Origin of the sequence: Streptomyces chrestomyceticus JCM 4735, assembly GCF_003865135.1 — a bacterium.
In the GTDB taxonomy this organism is placed as follows: Bacteria; Actinomycetota; Actinomycetes; order Streptomycetales; family Streptomycetaceae; genus Streptomyces; species Streptomyces chrestomyceticus.
In genome coordinates, this window is sequence record NZ_BHZC01000001.1 from 5103786 (window position 1) to 5119770 (window position 15985).

Annotated in this window: 14 protein-coding genes; 6 read left to right on the top strand and 8 right to left on the bottom strand. The window is 71.7% G+C overall.

What is annotated here, in order from left to right:
- Positions 1–4: 4 nt before the first annotated feature.
- Positions 5–1771 carry an arginine--tRNA ligase gene (argS, locus tag EJG53_RS21980; protein ID WP_125046231.1) on the bottom strand — a complete coding sequence of 589 codons (1767 nt, stop codon included), beginning with the start codon at positions 1769–1771 and terminating at the stop codon, positions 5–7.
- Between the two features lie 156 nt (positions 1772–1927).
- Here argS and lysS point away from each other — a divergent pair, with 156 nt between their 5' ends.
- The 4 genes from lysS to EJG53_RS22000 all read left to right on the top strand — a co-directional run bounded on the left by lysS (position 1928) and on the right by EJG53_RS22000 (position 7239).
- Positions 1928–3652, top strand: a complete 1725-nt coding sequence (gene lysS, locus EJG53_RS21985; RefSeq protein WP_125046232.1) for a lysine--tRNA ligase — start codon at positions 1928–1930, stop codon at positions 3650–3652.
- A gap of 150 nt (positions 3653–3802) precedes the next feature.
- The gene (locus EJG53_RS21990) at positions 3803–4024 is read left to right on the top strand and encodes a hypothetical protein (protein ID WP_244955276.1); all 222 of its coding nucleotides are present in this window, start codon (positions 3803–3805) and stop codon (positions 4022–4024) included.
- 78 nt (positions 4025–4102) lie between these two features.
- On the top strand, positions 4103–4894 hold the full coding sequence (locus tag EJG53_RS21995) for an HAD family hydrolase (RefSeq protein WP_125046233.1): 792 nt from the start codon (positions 4103–4105) through the stop codon (positions 4892–4894).
- Positions 4891–7239, top strand: coding sequence for a glycoside hydrolase family 65 protein (locus EJG53_RS22000; protein WP_125046234.1), 2349 nt, complete (start codon positions 4891–4893; stop codon positions 7237–7239). The genes EJG53_RS21995 and EJG53_RS22000 overlap by 4 nt, the downstream gene beginning before the upstream one ends.
- A 103-nt stretch (positions 7240–7342) precedes the next feature.
- On the opposite strand, the gene EJG53_RS22005 is transcribed toward EJG53_RS22000, so the two are convergent.
- Together EJG53_RS22005 and EJG53_RS22010 are read right to left on the bottom strand one after the other, a co-directional pair.
- Positions 7343–8065, bottom strand: coding sequence for a DUF3558 family protein (locus EJG53_RS22005; RefSeq protein WP_125046235.1), 723 nt, complete (start codon positions 8063–8065; stop codon positions 7343–7345).
- 199 nt (positions 8066–8264) lie between these two features.
- Entirely contained in the window at positions 8265–9182 is a 918-nt protein-coding gene (locus EJG53_RS22010) for a hypothetical protein (protein ID WP_125046236.1), read from the bottom strand.
- Positions 9183–9343: 161 nt separating this feature from the next.
- On the opposite strand from EJG53_RS22010, the gene EJG53_RS22015 reads away from it, so the two are divergent.
- The gene (locus tag EJG53_RS22015) at positions 9344–10537 is read left to right on the top strand and encodes an RtcB family protein (protein WP_125046237.1); all 1194 of its coding nucleotides are present in this window, start codon (positions 9344–9346) and stop codon (positions 10535–10537) included.
- Positions 10538–10619: 82 nt separating this feature from the next.
- Here the strand turns inward: EJG53_RS22015 and EJG53_RS22020 are convergent, their stop codons facing one another.
- From EJG53_RS22020 to EJG53_RS22035, 4 genes are all read right to left on the bottom strand, one after another.
- Positions 10620–11036, bottom strand: coding sequence for an RNHCP domain-containing protein (locus EJG53_RS22020; RefSeq protein ID WP_125046238.1), 417 nt, complete (start codon positions 11034–11036; stop codon positions 10620–10622).
- A gap of 18 nt (positions 11037–11054) precedes the next feature.
- Positions 11055–11438 (bottom strand): RNHCP domain-containing protein, encoded by a 384-nt coding sequence (locus EJG53_RS22025; RefSeq protein ID WP_206506524.1) that lies wholly within the window; start codon positions 11436–11438, stop codon positions 11055–11057.
- A 376-nt stretch (positions 11439–11814) separates the two neighbouring features.
- Positions 11815–12603: an SDR family NAD(P)-dependent oxidoreductase gene (locus EJG53_RS22030; RefSeq protein ID WP_125046239.1), complete on the bottom strand. Its 789-nt coding sequence runs from the start codon at positions 12601–12603 to the stop codon at positions 11815–11817.
- A gap of 61 nt (positions 12604–12664) precedes the next feature.
- On the bottom strand, positions 12665–13000 hold the full coding sequence (locus EJG53_RS22035; RefSeq protein WP_125046240.1) for a YnfA family protein: 336 nt from the start codon (positions 12998–13000) through the stop codon (positions 12665–12667).
- Between the two features lie 54 nt (positions 13001–13054).
- Here EJG53_RS22035 and EJG53_RS22040 point away from each other — a divergent pair, with 54 nt between their 5' ends.
- A complete protein-coding gene (locus EJG53_RS22040) occupies positions 13055–13783 on the top strand; it encodes an AAA family ATPase (RefSeq protein WP_125046241.1) in 729 nt (242 codons plus the stop codon).
- A gap of 520 nt (positions 13784–14303) precedes the next feature.
- Here the strand turns inward: EJG53_RS22040 and EJG53_RS22045 are convergent.
- Positions 14304–15929 (bottom strand): FAD-dependent monooxygenase, encoded by a 1626-nt coding sequence (locus tag EJG53_RS22045; RefSeq protein ID WP_125046242.1) that lies wholly within the window; start codon positions 15927–15929, stop codon positions 14304–14306.
- Positions 15930–15985: the final 56 nt, after the last annotated feature.

The window sequence follows — 15985 nt, forward strand, 5'->3', positions numbered from 1 at the left end:
GGTGTCAGAGCCGCTCGGGCGTCCGGATGCCCAGCAGCGCCATGCCGCGGTGCAGCGTGCGGGCCGTCAGCTCGCACAGGAACAGGCGGTTCTCCACCTGCTCGTTGCCGCCTTCGGCCTTCAGGACCGGGCACTGGTCGTAGAAGGTTGTGTAGAGAGAGGCGAGCTGGTAGAGGTACGCGGCCAGCTTGTGGGGCTCGTAACCGGCCGCCGCCTCCGCCACGACCTCACCGAACTGGTCCAGGTGCAGACCCAGCGCGCGCTCCGCCGGGGCCAGCTCCAGTTCCGGGTGGGCCTTGGGCGCGGCGTCCCCGGCGCGGCGGAAGATGGACTGGACGCGGGCGTACGCGTACTGGATGTAGACGCTGGTGTCGCCGTTGAGCGAGACCATCTGGTCCAGGTCGAACTTGTAGTCGCGGGAGGCCGAGGTGGACAGGTCCGCGTACTTCACGGCGCCGATGCCGACCTGGAAGCCGTTCTCGGTGATCTCCTGCTCGGTCAGGCCGATGTTCTCGCCCTTCTCCCGGACGACGGCGGTCGCCCGGTCCACCGCCTCGTCGAGCAGGTCCACCAGCCGCACCGTCTCGCCCTCACGGGTCTTGAACGGCTTGCCGTCCTTGCCGAGGACGGTGCCGAAGGCGAGTTGTACGGGCTCGACGTCGTCGCCCAGCCAGCCGGCCCGGCGGGCGGTCTCGAAGACCATCTTGAAGTGCAGCGACTGACGGGCGTCGACCACGTACAGCAGGGTCGTGGCGCCGAGGTTCTGCACGCGGTCGCGGATGGCCGACAGGTCGGTGGCCGCGTAGCCGTAGCCGCCGTTGGACTTCTTGACGATCAGCGGGGTCGGGTTGCCGTCCGGGCCCTTGACGTCGTCGAAGAAGACACAGAGCGCGCCGTCGGAGCGGACCGCGACGCCGGACTCCTCCAGGAGGCGGCAGGTCTCCTCCAGCATCGCGTTGTAGCCGGACTCGCCGACCACGTCCGCGTCCCGGATCTCCATGTCGAGCTTGTTGAAGACGGAGTAGAAGTAGACCTTCGACTCGTCGACGAAGCGCTGCCACAGGGCGAGCGTCTCCTCGTCGCCGGCCTGGAGGTCGACGACGCGGCGGCGGGCGCGGTCCTTGAACTCCTCGTCGGAGTCGAAGAGCGCGCGGGACGCCTTGTAGAGGCGGTTGAGGTTCGACATGGCCTCTTCGCCGGAGGTCTCGTCGCTCTTGTGGTCGAGCTCGTGCGGGTGCTCGATCAGGTACTGGATGAGCATGCCGAACTGGGTGCCCCAGTCGCCGATGTGGTGGCGGCGGACCACCTTCTCGCCGGTGAACTCCAGGATCTCGACCATCGCGGCGCCGATCACGGCGGAGCGCAGATGGCCGACGTGCATCTCCTTGGCGACGTTCGGCTGCGCGTAGTCGATGACCGTGGTGCCCGGGTTGTCGGCGTACGGGACGCCGAGGCGGTCGTCGGCGGCGCGCGCGGCCAGCGTCCGGACGATCGCCTCGTCGGAGACGGTGATGTTCAGGAAGCCGGGTCCGGAGACCTCGATCTCCTTGATCACGTCACCGGCGGCGAGCTGCCCGACGACCTGGGAGGCCAGCTCCCGGGGGTTGCCCTTGAGCTTCTTGGCCAGCGCCAGCATGCCGTTGGCCTGGAAGTCGGCCCGGTCGCTTCGTCGCAGCAGCGGGTCCGCGGCGCCGGCCTCCGGCAGGGCTGCCGAGAGGGCGTCCGCGACGCGCTGGTTGACCGTGGCTGCGAGGGAAGGGACCGATGTCATGGAATGAAGGCCGTTCCGTTGGTGTGGAAAGGGTTTGCCACCGAGTATCCCACGGCGGTTCCCTCGGTTTTCCACAGGGAAAAACCGGCGGCGGCGCCGTCTGGGAGAATGGTCGCCGTCAGGCTTGTCGAGTGGTGAGAAGAGGAAGGGCCGATCGTGGCTCAGCAGAGCACCGAGACCGACTGGGTCTCCAGGTTCGCGGACGAGGTCATTGCCGAGGCGGAGCGCCGCGCCCCCGGCAAACCGATCGTCTGCGCCTCGGGCCTGAGCCCTTCCGGCCCGATCCACCTGGGCAATCTGCGTGAGGTCATGACGCCGCACCTGGTCGCGGACGAGATCCGCCGCAGGGGCTTCGAGGTCCGCCACCTGATCTCCTGGGACGACTACGACCGCTACCGCAAGGTCCCGGCCGGCGTCGCGGGCGTCGACGAGTCCTGGGCCGAGCACATCGGCAAGCCGCTGACCTCGGTGCCGGCCCCGGCCGGTTCCGCCTACCCGAACTGGGCCGAGCACTTCAAGGCCGCCATGGTCGAGGCGCTCGCCGAGCTGGGCGTGGAGTACGACGGCATCAGCCAGACCGAGCAGTACACCTCCGGTGCCTACCGCGAGCAGATCCTGCACGCGATGAAGCACCGCGCCGACATCGACGCGATCCTCGCCCAGTACCGCACCAAGAAGGCCCCGGCGAAGAAGTCGCAGAAGCCGGTCGACGAGGCCGAGCTGGAGGCCGCCGAGGGCTCCGGCGCGGCCGCCGAGGACGACGGCAGCAGCGGCTCGGCGGGCTATTTCCCGTACAAGCCGTACTGCGGCCAGTGCGACAAGGACCTGACCACGGTCACCTCCTACGTGGAGGAGACGACCGAGCTGACGTACACCTGCACGGCCTGCGGGTTCGGCGAGACGGTCCGGCTCAGCGAGTTCAACCGCGGCAAGCTGGTCTGGAAGGTCGACTGGCCGATGCGCTGGGCCTACGAGGGCGTGATCTTCGAGCCGTCGGGTGTGGACCACTCCTCGCCGGGCTCGTCGTTCGTCGTCGGCGGGCAGATCGTGCGCGAGGTCTTCGACGGCGCGCAGCCCATCGGCCCGATGTACGCCTTCGTCGGCATCAGCGGCATGGCCAAGATGTCGTCCTCCAAGGGCGGCGTGCCGACCCCGGGCGACGCGCTGAAGATCATGGAGGCGCCGCTGCTGCGCTGGCTGTACGCGCGCCGCAAGCCCAACCAGTCCTTCAAGATCGCCTTCGACCAGGAGATCCAGCGGCTCTACGACGAGTGGGACAAGCTGGAGGCCAAGGTCGCCGACGGCTCGGCGCTGCCCGCCGACGCCGCCGCGCACTCCCGCGCGGTCCGCACCGCCGCCGGTGAGCTGCCCCGTACCCCGCGCCCGCTGCCGTACCGCACGCTGGCCTCGGTCGCCGACATCACCGGCGGGCACGACGAGCAGACGCTGCGCATCCTCGGCGAGCTGGACCCGGCCGACCCGGTCACGTCCCTGGACGAGACCCGGCCCCGGCTGGACAAGGCCGAGTACTGGATCAACACCCAGGTCCCGGCCGAGCAGCGCACCATCGTGCGGGACGAGCCGGACACCGAGCTGCTCGGCTCGCTCGACGACCAGGCCCGCGAGTCGCTGCGGCTGCTGCTGGACGGGCTGGACGAGCACTGGTCGCTGGACGGGCTGACCACGCTCGTCTACGGCGTCCCGAAGATCCAGGCCGGGCTGACGCCGGAGGCCAAGCCGACGCCCGAGCTGAAGGTCGCGCAGCGCTCGTTCTTCGCGCTCCTCTACAACCTGCTCGTCGGCCGCGACACCGGCCCGCGGCTGCCCACGCTGCTGCTCGCGGTCGGCGCGGACCGGGTGCGCAAGCTGCTGGGGGCGTGAGGCCGGGCGCGGCGGACCGTCCGTACGGCCGGCGCGTACGGACGCGGGTACGGGTATGAGGCCCTGACCGCGCCGCTGCGACTTTGGAAGTACCGCTGGTTCGGCCCCGGGGACGACGTTTCCCGGGGCCGTTCGCATGAAGGTGGAACCATGCGAGAAATCATCGGAGTCATCGGCATCGTCGTTCTGGTCCAGGGAGCCATGGGCGCCCTCGGCCGGATCTTCACGGACGGTACGGGCTGGGGCATCCTGCCGCACTGGTTCGACCTGCCGGCGCTCGCGTACGCCGGGATGGCCGCGGCCGGCCTGGCCCTCACCGTGTGGGCGGAGGCGGAGAAGAAGCGCAGGAAGGGTGTGCGGCCGGGCGCGTAGCCGCCCGTCCCGCAGCGTTCCGGGCGGGAAATGCCCGGAACAGACATACGTCGAACACCGGGCGGGGACTCGTGTCCCATGACGGATTCGCTGACCCCACTCGGACTGCCGGACCGTGTCCGGGCCTGCCTTTTCGATCTCGACGGCGTCCTGACCAAGACGGCCGTCGTGCACACGGCCGCCTGGAAGGAGACGTTCGACGACTTCCTGCGCCACCGGGACGGCCCCGGATTCACCCCTTTCGATCCGGTCTCCGACTACGACGAGTACGTGGACGGCCGCCCGCGCGCCGACGGCGTCCGTACCTTCCTCGCCTCGCGCGGCATCGAGCTGCCGGAGGGCGGCCCCGACGACCCGCCGGACCGCGAGACCGTGCACGGGCTGGGCAACCGCAAGAACGATCTGCTGCTGAAGAAACTCCGCGAGCAGGGTGCCGAGGCGTACGAAGGCTCCCGCCGCTATGTGAACGCCGTACGGGAGCGGGGGCTGGCCACCGCCGTCGTCTCCTCCAGCGCCAACTGCCGCGAGGTGCTGGAGTCCGTGGACATGACGGGCCTCTTCGACGTACGGATCGACGGGAACGTGGCCGCCGAGCGGAAACTGCCGGGCAAACCGCACCCCGACACCTTCCTGGAGGCCGCCAAGGAGCTGGGCGTCCCCGCCTCGCAGGCGGCGGTCTACGAGGACGCCCTGGCCGGGATGGACGCCGGGCGGGCCGGCCACTTCGGGTATGTCGTCGGCGTCGACCGGGTCGGCCAGGCCGACGCGCTGCGGCGGCACGGCGCCGATGTCGTGGTCAAGGACCTCGCCGAACTGCTGAAACCCGGGCAGCCGACGTCCTCGACCACGGAGGAGGGCGGCCAGGCATGATCACCCACTCCTCCTACGCCTGCGACCCCTGGATCCTGCGCGAGACCGACCTCAACCTGGACGTGCTGCCGCAGAGCGAGTCGGTCTTCGCGCTCTCCAACGGGCACATCGGCTGGCGCGGCAACCTGGACGAGGGCGAACCGCACGGACTGCCCGGCAGCTACCTCAACGGCGTCCACGAACTGCGCCCGCTCCCGTACGCCGAGGCCGGCTACGGCTATCCCGAGTCCGGGCAGACCGTCATCAACGTCACCAACGGCAAGCTGATCCGGCTGCTCGTCAACGACGAACCGTTCGACCTGCGCTACGGCCGGCTGCGCAGCCACGAACGCGTACTGGACCTGCGCGCCGGCGTACTGCGCCGTACCTGCGAATGGACCTCGCCGGCCGGCTGCACCGTGCGGGTGACCTCCACCCGGCTGGTCTCCTTCACCCAGCGGGCCGTCGCCGCCGTCGCCTACGAGGTCGAGCCGCTGGACTCCGAGGTGCGGGTCGTCCTGCAGTCCGAACTCGTCACCAACGAGCAACTGCCCGAGTCCGGCGGCGACCCCCGGGTCTCCTCGGCGCTGCACAACCCGCTGGAGGCGGAGGAGCACTTCGCCTCCGACGCGCGCCTGCGGCTGATCCACCGCACGCGGCGCAGCGGACTGCGGGTGGCGGCCGCCGCCGACCACATCGTCGACGCCCCCGAGGGCACCACCCGTACCGACGGCGAGAGCGGCGACGACGTCGCCCGCTACACCGTCACCGCGCTCCTCGAACAGGGGCAGCGGCTGCGGCTGGAGAAGACGGTGGCGTACGGCTGGTCCAGCGCGCGTTCGCTGCCCGCCCTGCGCGACCAGGTGGACGCGGCGCTCGCCGGGGCCCGCAGCACCGGCTGGCAGGGCCTGGCCGACCAGCAGCGCGCCTACCTGGACGACTTCTGGGACCGCGCGGACGTCGAGGTCGACGGCGACGCGGAGATCCAGCAGGCCGTCCGCTTCGCCCTCTTCCACGTCCTCCAGGCGGGCGCGCGGGCCGAGCAGCGCGCCATTCCCGCCAAGGGCCTGACCGGCTCCGGGTACGACGGCCACACGTTCTGGGACAGCGAGACGTTCGTCCTGCCGATGCTGACGTACACCTCGCCCGGCGCCGTCGCCGAAGCGCTGCGCTGGCGGCAGAACACGATGGGCGCCGCCCGCGCGCGTGCGGAACAACTCGGCTTCCGCGGCGTCGCGTTCCCGTGGCGGACCATCGAGGGCTCGGAGTGCTCGGCGTACTGGCCGGCCGGCACCGCGGCCTTCCACGTCAACGCCGACATCGCCGACGCGGTCGTCCGCTACGTCTGCGCCACCGGCGACGAGGAGTTCGAGCGGGAGACGGCCGTACCGATCCTGGTGGAGACCGCCCGGCTGTGGCACTCGCTGGGCCAGCACGACCACCACGGCACGTTCCACATCGACGGCGTCACCGGCCCCGACGAGTACAGCGCCGTCGCCGACGACAACGTCTACACCAACCTCATGGCCCAGGCGAACCTGCGGGCCGCCGCCGACGTGGTCGAACGCCACCCGCGCGAGGCCGAGGCGCTCGGCGTCGACGACGAGGAGAGCGCGTCCTGGCGGGACGCCGCCGAGGCGGTGGCCGTGCCGTACAACCGCAGCCTGCGGGTGCACGAACAGTCGGCGGGCTTCACCACCCACCAGACCTGGGACTTCTCCGGCACCCGCACGGACCAGTACCCGCTGATGCTGCACTTCCCGTACTTCGACCTCTACCGCAAACAGGTCGTCAAACAGGCCGACCTGGTCCTCGCCCTGTACAAGCGCGGCGACTGCTTCGACGACGAGCACAAGGCGCGCAACTTCGCCTACTACGAGCCGCTGACCGTACGCGACTCCTCCCTGTCCGCCTGCGTCCAGGCGGTCGTCGCCGCCGAGGTCGGCCATCTGCGCCTGGCCTACGACTACTTGGGCGAAGCGGCCCTGATGGACCTCCAGGACCTGGAGAACAACACCCGCGACGGCCTGCACACCGCCTCACTTGCCGGCACCTGGATCGCCCTGGTCGCCGGCTTCGGCGGCATGCGCCACTCGGGGAAGGGCCTGACGTTCGCACCGCGCCTCCCCGAGAAACTCAGCCGCCTGGCGTTCTCGGTCCAGGTGCTGGGGCGTCGGCTCCGCGTCGAAATCACCGCCAAGACGGTGACGTACAGCATGGTCGAGGGATCGCCGCTGGAAATACAGCACTACGGCGAACCGCTCACCGTCTCCGACAAGGCCCCCCAGGAACGGGAGATCCCGGAACTCCCCGCCCGCCCGGAGCCGGCCCAGCCGCCGGGGAGGCGGCCGTTGCGGAGGCACTGAGCACGCGGGGCGGTACGGCTCGGACATGAGCCGAGCCGTCGAGGTCCCTCCCCGCCCCTCGGCCCGCTGTCGGGCCGGGGCCGGGGAGGGCCCACGAAACGCGTTACTGATTCGCCTTGCCGACCGCCGCGACGGCCTCCTTGGCGGCGGTCTCGGCGGACTTGAGGAGGTCGCTCGGGTCGGGGGCGTCGGCGCCGGCCAGGCCCGCGCCGTTGTAGTTGACGGTGACCACGACGTTCGCGGTGCGGGCGACCACCGTCTGGTTCTTGAAGTCGGAGTCGTCCTTCTTCAGGTCGTAGGTGATCCAGGACGACTCGTCACCGTTGCCCTCGACCGCGCCGGTCTTGACGTTCTTGGCGCCCTGGGTGGCCTTGGCGGCGTCGACCTGCTTCTTGTAGAAGTCGGTGGCGCGCTTCTCGCCGGTGCCCAGGGTCGGGTCCGAGTCGTAGCGCTGGAAGCCGACGTCCAGCCAGCGGTACTGGGTGCCGTCCACGCCCTGGGAGTCGGAGCTGTTCCAGGCGCAGTAGCCGCGGGCCATGGCGTCGGAGGACTTGCCCTGTTCGCCGTCGGCGTTCTTGGTCTTGGGGACCAGCTTCTTGACGGTGTCCTGGGACACGGCCTGGCAGGGGTTGGGCAGCTTCTTCAGCTTCGCGGGCGCGACGCTGGGGGAGGAGCTGCCGCTCTTGCTGGGGGCGGCGGACTTCGATGCGCCGCCGCCCGACTCCTTCTTGCCGGAGTCGTCGTCGGAGGAGCAGCCGGCGACGAGCATCACCGGTACGGCTGCGCAGGCGAGGAGGCTGGCGAGTCGCTTGGCTGAACGGTGCATGGTTCCTTCGCTGTTCGTCGTCGTTCGGCGCGTCGCACTGGACGCCGTCGGGTGCCGCGGCGGGCCGGGTGCGGTCCGTCCGCGGTACGTCCTTCGGAGCGCGCGGCGACGCTGCCGCGCGCGGGGCTCGGGGGCACACGGTACGCGGCGGAAGGCGGCCGGAGGGCGATTCGTGACGTTACTCGCCGGACAAACCGGACTATTCGTTGAAGCGGTCGGCCAGCTCCTGGGCCAGCGCCTGGGCCTTCTCCTGAAGATCCCTGCTGTCGGGCAGCGTCGTCTTGTCGGCCGACCACTGGTCGTAGGAGAGGGTCACGATGACGTTCGAGGAGCGGAAGACGATCGTGACGTCCCGGTGCACACCGCTGTCCGCGGTGACCAGCTTGTCGTTGAGGAAGGCGGCGTCGGCGAGGCCGTCCAGGACACGTGGGGCGATGTCGGAGCCGGGTGTGTCGCTCGGGCTCCCGCTCGGGGAGGCGGGCGGTGAGGAGGAGGCGGGGGACGCCTTGCCGCCCGCGGCGACCTTGCCGGCCGCCTGGTCGTCGTCGGGACCGTCGTTCTGGGTGCCCTGGCCGTCCGGGGTGTTCTGGCCGGGCTTGCCGCCCTTGTCGTCCTTGCCGGAAGAGGAGGAGGGTGTGGGGGAGGTGCTGCTGCCGCCTGCCGGGAGCTGGGCGGCGAGCTCCTTCTTCCCGTAGACGTTCTGTGCCTTGTCGTCGTCGCTGACGGCGGGGTCGTAGGAGACGACCCGCTCGAAGTCCAGGGTGAGGTGGCGGGTGCCGTCGGGCGCCTCACGCTTCCAGCGGCAGCCGACCCGGCGGTCCGTGTCGTACGTGATGTCGGCCGTGCCCGCGTAGACCTTGTCGGCGTCCTGCGGGCTCTCCGTACCGCCGGGCGGCAGCAGCCGGCGCAGGATGCCCTTGGAGGGCAGGCCGCAGGGTTCGGGAAGGGTCTTGTACTTGCCGGGCTCGGCGGACGCCGACGTGGCGGCCGCGCCGCCGCCCTTGGTGTCGGCGGAGCCGCCGGCGGATCCGGAGCCGCCGGTGCAGGCGGTGAGCGTGGCGGCCAGCGCCGCCACGGTCGCCAGCGCGGTCCCCGGTACGAACGACCTTCGCTGCACCGTTCCCGGCTCCTTCCGTAGGAAATCTGGTTGCCGCGGCCAGACGGCGGATGGACACAATGTCTACCGCACGTTCTGCCGCATACGCCGGTTCCCTGTCCTTGATCAGGCTTCTTGTCCGGCTTTTGCTATTTATTGATTTTCGGGGGAATGGGGACGTTATGACGTACACCGAAGTGCCCGGCGCGAAGGTTCCGATCCGGATGTGGACGGACCCGTCCACGGTCGAGGGCGCGGCCATGCAGCAACTGCGCAACGTGGCCACCCTGCCATGGATCAAGGGCCTGGCCGTGATGCCGGACGTGCATTACGGCAAGGGTGCGACGGTCGGCTCGGTGATCGCCATGCACGGGGCGGTCTGCCCGGCGGCCGTCGGTGTCGACATCGGCTGCGGCATGAGCGCCGTGAAGACCTCGCTCACCGCCGACGACCTCCCCGGCGACCTCTCCCGCCTCCGCTCCAAGATCGAGGAGGCCATCCCGGTCGGGCGGGCCATGCACGACGAGCCGGTGCACCCGGGCCGGCTGCACGGCCTGGCGACCAGCGGCTGGGACGACTTCTGGAGCCGCTTCGGCGGGGTGGCGGAAGCGGTCAGGTTCCGTGAGGAGCGGGCCGTCAAGCAGATGGGGTCGCTCGGCGGCGGCAACCACTTCATCGAGTTCTGCCTCGACGAGACCGGCGCGGTGTGGCTGATGCTGCACTCCGGCTCCCGCAACATCGGCAAGGAGCTGGCCGACTTCCACATCGGCCAGGCGCAGAAGCTGCCGCACAACCAGGGGCTGGTCGACCGCGACCTCGCCGTCTTCGTCGCGGACACCCCGCAGATGGCGGCGTACCGCAACGACCTCTTCTGGGCGCAGGAGTACGCCCGGCACAACCGCGCGATCATGATGGCGCTCTTCCAGGACGTGGTCCGCAAGGAGTTCAAGAAGGCGAAGCCAACGTTCGAGCCGGTGATCTCCTGTCACCACAACTACGTGGCGGAGGAGCGGTACGACGGGATGGACCTGCTGGTGACGCGCAAGGGCGCGATCCGCGCCGGGAGCGGTGACTACGGCATCATCCCCGGCTCGATGGGCACCGGCTCGTACATCGTCAAGGGCCTCGGTAACCCGGCGTCCTTCAACTCCGCCTCGCACGGCGCGGGCCGGAAGATGAGCCGCAACGCCGCGAAGAAGCGTTTCTCGACGCAGGACCTGGAGGAGCAGACGCGGGGCGTGGAGTGCCGCAAGGACTCCGGCGTCGTGGACGAGATCCCGGGCGCGTACAAGCCGATCGAGAAGGTCATCGACCAGCAGCGGGACCTGGTGGAGGTCGTGGCCAAGCTCAAGCAGGTGGTGTGTGTGAAGGGGTGAGGGCCCCGTGGGTGAGGGCCCCGGGCCGGCTTTTCCGCCGGTCCGGGGCCCTCGCCATTGCCTGTGCGGGTGTCCTGGCCGCTTACAGCGAGATCAGCGCCCGTACGGGCATCCTGGTGTCGGCCAGCGGCCGGACGGCCAGCCGTACCAGGGCCAGGGCGTTGTCGTCCCCCGCGGTGCGGTTGGTGCTCAGCTCACCGCAGGCCAGGCACTGGTGGACCAGCAGCCACTCCCCGTCCTGCCGGGCGGCCAGGCACAGCGCCCGCATCCGGCCGCCGCAGTCCGCGGCCCGGTCGCCCGGAATCTTGCGGTCCACGTGGCGGCTGGCCAGGCAGTGCGGGCAGTGGTTGCGGTGGGCGGTGCCCGGTGCGGCCAGCGGGACCTCCAGGCGGCAGCCGACACAGCGGAAGGTGTCGCCGGACGCGCCGCCCGGCCCGTGGAGGACGTCCTTGGGCCGCTGGGCGCGGCGCTGCTGCTTGGGTGTACGGCGTCGTGGCACGGTTTCGTCACTCCCCGCTCACAGGTCGCCGAACGCTTCGAGCGGGAACGGCGGATGGGCCAGCGGCCGGACCGCCATCCGCATCAGGATGAGCTGGTTGTCGTCCGGGGAGACCGGATTGGACGTCAGCTCGTCGCAGCGGGTGCACCGGTGGATCACCATCCAGTCGTCGGTGCGCAGCACCGCGATGGCGATGGGCGACATCCGGCCCCGGCAGGCGGACGGGCCGCCCTCGGCCGCGTCCCGGACGTGCTGGGAGTGCAGGCAGCTCGGGCAGTGGTTGCGGCGGCTGCCGCCGGGGTCGAGGGTGGTGACGGTCAGCCCGCACCGGACGCAGGTGAAGGTGTCGGTGCGCGGCAGCGGGTTCGGACGGTTCGAGCTCTTGGGGCTGTTGGACAGCACTCGGGTACTCCTTGCCGGAAAGCGTGAAAGGGCAGCGGGAGCAGGCCGAGCGGCCTCGGTCGTACGGGCAGGGGCGGCACCGCGCGCAGGCGGGTGCGGCCGGGCCGGTGCGGCGGACGGCGGCCGTCGGACGGTGAACGTCAGCGGCGGGGTGCGTCCGCGCGGTGATGAGGCGCGCTCAGCGCCGGCCGGGGCATAGACACTGCTTTCCAGGGCGAGGCCCGAGAGAGGGGACGCGTGCGGGTAGGCGCACGCGCGCCGACGCGCAGGTGCGCCGGCTCAGGAAACGGTACGGGCGGGGGCGGCAGCGGCGCCAACGGTTTTCCGGGGGCGGCGCCCTGGGCCCCGGCTCCCGGGCCCAGGGCGCGCGCCGGCCTCACGCCGTGCGGTGCACCTTGGTGTTGGACGCCTGGGCACGCGGGCGGACGACCAGGAGGTCGATGTTGACGTGGGCCGGGCGGGTGACGGCCCAGCCGATGGTGTCGGCGACGTCGTCGGCGGTCAGGGGCTCGGCCACGCCCGCGTACACCTTGGCGGCCTTGGCGGTGTCGCCGCGGAAGCGGGTGGTGGCGAACTCGTCGGTCTTGACCATGCCGGGGGCGATCTCGATGACGCGGACGGGCTCGCCGCACAGCTCCAGCCGGAGCGTCTCGGCGATGACGTGCGCGCCGTGCTTGGCGGCGACATAGCCGCCGCCGCCCTCGTAGGTGCCGTGTCCTGCGGTGGAGGAGACGACCACGACCGTGCCGTCCCCGGAGGCGGTCAGGGCGGGCAGCAGGGCCTGGGTGACGTGGAGGACGCCGAGGACGTTGACCTCGTACATGGTGCGCCAGTCGGCCGGGTCGCCGGTGGCCACGGGGTCGGCGCCCAGCGCCCCGCCGGCGTTGTTGACCAGCACGTCCACCGAGTCGTGGTGCTCCCGGAGGTGCGCGGCGAAGGCGTCCACCGCGGCGCGGTCGGTGACGTCGAGCCGGTGCGCCTCGGCGTCCGGCAGCTCGGCGGCCAGCGCCTCGATGCGGTCGGTGCGGCGGGCGGCGAGGACGACGCGGTAGCCCTCGGCGGCCAGCCGGCGGGCGGTCGCGGCGCCGATGCCGCTGCTGGCTCCGGTGACGACGGCGGTACGGGTACGGGGGCGGTCGGCGGGCGCGTCGGGTACGGCGGTCATGCGGCGGGCTCCTCGGGCGCTGCGGGCGTCGGTCGTGGTGCCTACGCAGGATAGGCGCGGGTCAGCGGCCCCTGGGCGCGTACATGATCACAGCCATGCCGGCCAGGCAGATCAGGGCGCCGGCCACGTCCCAGCGGTCCGGGCGGTAGCCGTCGGCGACCATGCCCCAGGCCAGCGAGCCCGCGACGAAGACACCGCCGTACGCGGCGAGGATGCGGCCGAAGTCGGCGTCCGGCTGGAGCGTGGCGACGAAGCCGTACACGCCGAGGGCGAGCACGCCCGCGCCGATCCAGACCCAGCCCCGATGTTCGCGCACGCCCTGCCAGACGAGCCAGGCGCCGCCGATCTCGAAGAGGGCGGCGAGGGCGAAGAGAGCGATGGAGCGGGCGATGAGCATGGGGCCAGCGTAAGGACGGGGGTGATTGTCAGTGGTGTGTGAGAGCTTCGAGACATGCTCATCGAACGCGCGTACGTGGATCGCTCCGAGGAAGCGAGGGCGGCGGCCGGGGACGACTGGCCCTGGACGGTTCCGTGCGTGCGCCGGTTGGCCGCGGACGGGCTGAAGTTCCGCGCGCCGGTCACCTTTCTCGTGGGGGAGAACGGCTCGGGCAAGTCCACGCTGGCCGAGGCCCTGGCGGAGGGCTTCGGGCTCGACTCGTACGGCGGCTCGGCCGGTTACAAGTACGCCAGTTCGCGCGAGCCGTCCGTGCTGGGCCAGGCCATCCGCTTCGACGCGACGCCGGCGGGCCGCCGGATGGTCCGCGGGCCGCGCACGCGCCGGCGCGGCTTCTTCCTGCGGGCCGAGACGGCCTTCGACATGCTCGGCCGGGCGCGGCTGTCGGGGGTGCCGGACGAGATGAGTCACGGCGAGGGGTTCCTGATGGCGATCCGGGAGAAGTTCCGGCGGCCGGGGCTCTACGTGCTGGACGAGCCGGAGGCCGCGCTGTCGTTCTCCTCCTGCCTGGAACTGCTCGCGGTACTGCACGCGTTGGGCCGCGGCGGCGCCCAGGTCGTCTGCGCCACCCATTCTCCGCTGCTCACGGCCCTGCCCGGCGCGGAGATAGTCGAGGTCGGTGAGCACGGCATGCGGTCGGTGGAGTGGGACGAGCTGGCCCTCGTCGACCACTGGCGGCGCTATCTCACCGACCCTCGGGCGTATCTGCGGCACATCATCGACTGAGCCGGGAGCGGTGCCGGGGAGCGGTGCCCTGGAACGGTGTCCGGAGCGTTGTCCGGAAGCGGGGATTGACGGGGAAGGGGGCCGGTCCGGCGGGCGCCGCTGCGTGAACGGCGAACCACTGGCCAAAAACCGTACGGGGCGTCACATGCCCTGGCCGGGCCCCTTGTCAGGCGGCAGAGGCGTCCCTAGATTCCCCTTCTACCGGGGGGTACGACGCTGACGACAACGGATGACCGCCTCGCATTCCGTGCGGTGTGTCCGGGTGCGCGCCGACGCGCCCGGCCCGCCCCGCGTCTTCGGGGACCGGTCTCACCTTCCATCGCGCGCGACCGCACGGACTTCGGTGGCGGGCGGCGGGTACCGGGCAGTTGCGGGATCCGGTCCGGCCGTCAGGCCCGGCGAGCGTCCGTCCGCCCGGCCCGGGGACGGCCGGGCGTCCGGGCGGCGCGGGCCCGTTCCCCGTTCATGGCCGGGGGACGGGTCCGCGCGGGGCCGCACCGGATGCGGCACGGTGTGCCGGTCAGGCCGGGACCGCGGTGCGGGTCGCGGCCCGCACCGGGCCGGTCCAGCGGTCGAGGGCGCCGCGCAGCGACGCGGCGCGTACGTCCGGGTCGGCGGCGTCGGTGGCCCAGGCGATGTAGCCGTCGGGGCGTACGAGGAGCGCGGTGTGCCGGTCACCGGCCCAGGACGCCCGTACGAGACGGGCGGCGGCGGAACCGCCCTCCGCCGCGGCCCCGTCCTGCGGCGCCCCGGTGTCCGGCAGCGCTTCGGCCCTCGGCAGCCCTTCGGTCCCCGGCAGTTCCTCGTCCCGCGGTACGACGAGGACGAACGCGCCGCCGCGCAGCGCCTCGTACAGCCGGGTGCCGCCCGCCAGCCGCAGGTCGGGGACCCGCTTGCCGGTGAGCGGATGGGCGCCGCGCTCGGCCGGGTAGGAGATGCCGACCCCGCTGACCTGTGCCAGTGCCCGGTCCGCCAGCAGTGGCGTCACGTTCAGCAGCCCGGCGACCGACGCGCGCAGCGCCCGCGCCGGCGCGCTGCGCAGTTGCGCCGCCCGGATGAGCGTGCCGCTGCTGCGCAGCACCGTCTTCCCCACCGGGTGGCGCTCGGCGTCGTAACTGTCCAGCAGGCTGTCGGGTGCGTCGCCGTGCAGTACGGCGGCCAGCTTCCAACTGAGGTTGGCCGCGTCCTGGAGCCCGGTGTTCATGCCCTGGCCGCCGGCCGGGGAGTGGACGTGCGCGGCGTCGCCCGCGAGGAAGGCGCGGCCGACGCGGTAGCGGGGCACCTGGCGCTCGTCGCTGTGGAAGCGCGAGGTCCAGCGCACCTCGCTCATCCCGTAGTCGGTGCCGAGGGCGAGGCGCAGGTAGCCGCGGACCTCTTCGGCGCCGACGGGGACGTCCTCGGGGATCTGGCGGCGGCGGTCCCAGCCGACGACGCGGTACCAGCCGTCGCCGAAGTTGGCCACGACCGCGATGGCGTCGCCGTTGGCGTTGCCGACCAACGGAAGGTCGGGCTGCTCGTCGAGCCGTACGTCGGCGAGGACGACGGAGCTGACCACGGCGCGGCCGGGGAAGGGCAGGCCGAGTGCCTCCCGGACGGTGCTGCGCACGCCGTCCGTGCCGACCAGGTAGGACGCGCGGTACGCCGTGGCCGTCCCGTCCTCCTCCGTCACGCGGGCCTGGATGCCGTGGGCGTCCTGGTCCAGGCCGGTCACCCGGGCCCCGTACCGAAAGGTGACGCCGGCCTTCTGCGCGCGCCGCTCCAGCAGCCGTTCGACCTCGTACTGCGGAGTGATCAGTACGAACGGGAAACGGGAGGGCAGCCGGTCCGGCTTCAGGACGACGCCGCCGAAGAGCCGCATGGTCCGCAGCGCGTGGCCGCCCGCCACCAGTTCGTCGGCGAGGCCGCGCGCGTCGAGCTGTTCGAGGCTGCGGGCGTGCACCGCCATCGCGCGGGTCAGGTTGCTGAGGCCGGGGGCGCGCCGCTCCAGCAGGGTGACGCGCAGGCCGGCGACGGCGAGGTCCCCGGCGAGCAGCAGCCCGGTGGGGCCGGCGCCGACCACGAGGACGTCGGCGGGCGCGCCGGTGCGGACGGTGGTCGTGGGGTGTGTGGGGTTCGGGTCGTCGGTGGTGCCGGGATCGCGGGACATGGCCGCCTCCAATGCCAACACTTGTTTGCCAACGGTTGTTGGTCAACGCTTGTTGG